Here is a 2,891-nt window from a genome sequence, read left to right as displayed (position 1 = left end):
GACGGACACCCTTGCCTCTGGCTGTGAGCTTGGCACTACCTCCTGCTCATCGGGACTTTCACCCTATAGAAATCGCCCATGCCGGGCACACCACGACGAGATCGAGGTGAATGATTTCGACGATCTCGACTGCATGGATGATCTCGACGACCTCGAGGAAGTCGAAGACAACGATGATGAGGAGGACGAAGAAGACGAAGAAGACGAGGACATCGACAGCCTCAGGGAGCGTTCCTGAGATTCCGGGTCCTTGAAAAAGCAAACGGTGCGCCGCTCCGGAAAAGAGCAGACGCACCGTTACAAGCCGGGATTCCTTACCGAAGGGCGGGCTTAAAAGCCCCGCCCCTCAAAGGAAGAATCACTTGGCAGCCGGAGCCCAGGGATTGAACTTCGGGGTTTCGGGGCCGGAGGGCGGGAGCACCGGGTACTCGATCTTCGGCTGTTCGCCCGTGAGGGTCTTCAGGAAGGCCGAGATGTCGGCGAGCTCTTCCTTCGTGTAGCGGCGGCCGAGCTGCACGTCGCCCATGATGGCGACGGCTTCCTCGAGCGTCCAGACGGCGCCGTCATGGAAGTACGGATAGGTGAGTTCGACGTTGCGCAGCATCGGGGTCTTGAAGCTCATGCGGTCCTGGTCGCGGCCCGAGACGGCCTTCACGCCTTCGGCGGTGTTGGTCGTCTGATAGGGACGAACGAGGCCCATCTTCTGGAAGGACTGGCCGCCAACCTGAGCGCCGTTGTGGCAGATCGTGCAGCCCGAGGACTTGAAGAGGTTGTAGCCCTTCAGTTCTTGAGCATTGAGGGCGTTCTTATCGCCCTTCAGCCACTTGTCGAAGCGGGCGTTCGGGGTGACGAGCGTGCGTTCGAACTCAGCCATCGCGTCCGTGATGCGCTGGATGTCGACCTTGCTGTCGCCGAAGACCTTCTTGAAGTATTCGCCGTAGCCCGGGATCGAGGAGATCACCTTCACGGCCATTTCATGGGTGGAGGCCATTTCAAGCGGGTTGGCGATCGGGCCGGCGGCCTGTTCGGCGAGGGTCTTCGCACGGCCGTCCCAGAACTGGGCGATCTGGCCGTAGGAGTTGAGGACCGTCGGCGAATTGATCGGGCCCTGGGCCCAGCGGTCGCCGATCGAGGTCACGAGGTTGTCGACGCCGCCCGTGGCGAGGTTGTGGCAGCTATTGCAGGAAATGAAGCCCGAACGCGAAAGACGGGGTTCAAAGAAGAGCATCTTGCCGAGCTCGACGAGCGCGGGGTTCTTCACTTCAACCGGTTCGATCGGGTCGATCGGTTCAGCAGCCTGGGCGGGAAGGCCGAAAGCCATCATGGCGGAGGCAAGCGCGATGGCAGCAAGGGTCTTTTTCATGGGGGATCTCCTTTCAGAGGGATTAGTTTCGCTACTGCGTTATGCAATAGCATTTTTTAATTGCCATGGATTCTGAAATAGAATTTCAGCTATTACTAATACTAAATATCTAGGCCGTCAATAGGGGTTCCCTAATCTTGATCAAATCAGCGCTTGCTCTAGGCTTCTCGTCATTCGATTCCCGCCGCTCAGGATTTCCCCTGAGGAGGTTTGCCTAGCTCCTCTTGACCAAAATCATTGAGTGCCGCAATCACTTCCCGGAAGCCTTTTCAAACCGCAGTCCGATCGATAAAGTGAATTCCACAGTTTTTCTGTTTTCACCCGTTTTCAGAGCATCGAGCAAAAAATGACGACGCTTCACCGTGCATCCTTTTATTTCGCGTTTTGGCGATTTTTTACGTCAAAGCGTTGAGCTGCACGTACCTCTCTGAAGACGAAGTACAAAACCTGCGGTCTCAAACGCCGCAGGTTTTTTAATACCCGGGTTCTCAGGAACCTTCTCCCCGAAGGCGGGAAAGAACCCCAGGGCATCAAATCTCCAGCGGCGCGAAAGGGCCGGCAAATCTTCAACCAACCACCCTTTCATTTAAAGCCATTTGTCCGGACTGAAAAGAACCTTCGGCCGGCCAAGCAAAGATCACACAAGCTGGAGAGCATCATGATCCTTATCCTCAAGCCCACCGCCACCGCGAACGACATCACCGACATCAAAAACCGCCTCGCGGCGCGCGGCCTCCGCCCCGTCATCATGGAAGGCGCCGAAAAGGTCGCGATCGGCATCATCGGTGAAACGCGCAGCCACCTTCCGGTCGACCAGGTTCAGGCGCTCCCCTACGTTGAAACCATCCGCCGCATTTCGGATCCCTACAAGCTCGCCAACCGCGCCTTCCATCCGGAAAACACGGTCGTCAACGCCGGCGGCGCCCTTACGGGCGACGGCCACTTCGCGATGATGGCGGGTCCCTGCTCGATCGAATCGCGCGAGCAGATCATCGGGATCGCAAAGGCCGTCAAGGCGGCGGGCGCGACGATGCTCCGCGGCGGCGCCTTCAAGCCCCGCACGTCGCCCTACGACTTCCAGGGTCTTCGCGCGGAAGGCCTTGAGCTGATGCTTGAGGCGAAGCGCGCGACGGGCCTCCCGATCGTCACCGAAATCATGAGCATCGACCATCTTCCGCTCTTCGAGGATGTCGACATGATTCAGGTGGGCGCCCGCTCGATGCAGAATTTCGAGATGCTGAAGGAACTCGGGAAGACGAAGAAGCCCATCCTCCTGAAGCGCGGCCTCTGCGCCACGGTGAAGGAGCTCCTCATGGCGGCCGAATACATCATGGCGAGCGGCAACGACCAGATCGTTCTCTGCGAACGCGGCATCCGCACCTACGAGACGGCCACCCGCAATACGCTCGACCTCTCCGTCATTCCGGTTCTTCACGAACGCACGCATCTCCCGGTCGTGATCGACCCGAGCCATGCAACGGGCGTGGCGCGCTACGTGCCGGCGATGGCCGCGGCCGCCGCCGCTGCG

General features: G+C 59.0%; 3 protein-coding genes. 1 reads left to right on the top strand and 2 read right to left on the bottom strand.

What is annotated here, in order from left to right:
* Positions 1-58: 58 nt before the first annotated feature.
* Positions 59-262 (bottom strand): hypothetical protein, encoded by a 204-nt coding sequence (locus GBM95_RS11475; protein ID WP_152159218.1) that lies wholly within the window; start codon positions 260-262, stop codon positions 59-61.
* A gap of 96 nt (positions 263-358) precedes the next feature.
* Complete coding sequence (locus tag GBM95_RS11470) at positions 359-1,363, bottom strand: cytochrome-c peroxidase (protein WP_152159217.1); 1,005 nt, start codon at positions 1,361-1,363, stop codon at positions 359-361.
* A 658-nt stretch (positions 1,364-2,021) separates the two neighbouring features.
* Here GBM95_RS11470 and aroF point away from each other — a divergent pair.
* Positions 2,022-2,891: 3-deoxy-7-phosphoheptulonate synthase (gene aroF, locus GBM95_RS11465; protein ID WP_152159216.1), on the top strand; the 870-nt coding region annotated here is incomplete at its 3' end.

This window comes from Sutterella seckii, assembly GCF_009183815.1.
Lineage (GTDB): Bacteria > Pseudomonadota > Gammaproteobacteria > Burkholderiales > Burkholderiaceae_F > Sutterella > Sutterella seckii.
The sequence above is the reverse complement of the archived record's forward strand: the minus strand, read 5'-3'. Positions and strand labels throughout refer to the sequence as shown.

Excerpts from the sequence above, each read along its gene's own strand:
- GBM95_RS11470 (WP_152159217.1), bottom strand. The coding sequence starts at position 1,363 with ATGAAAAAGACCCTTGCTGCCATCGCGCTTGCCTCCGCCATGATGGCT.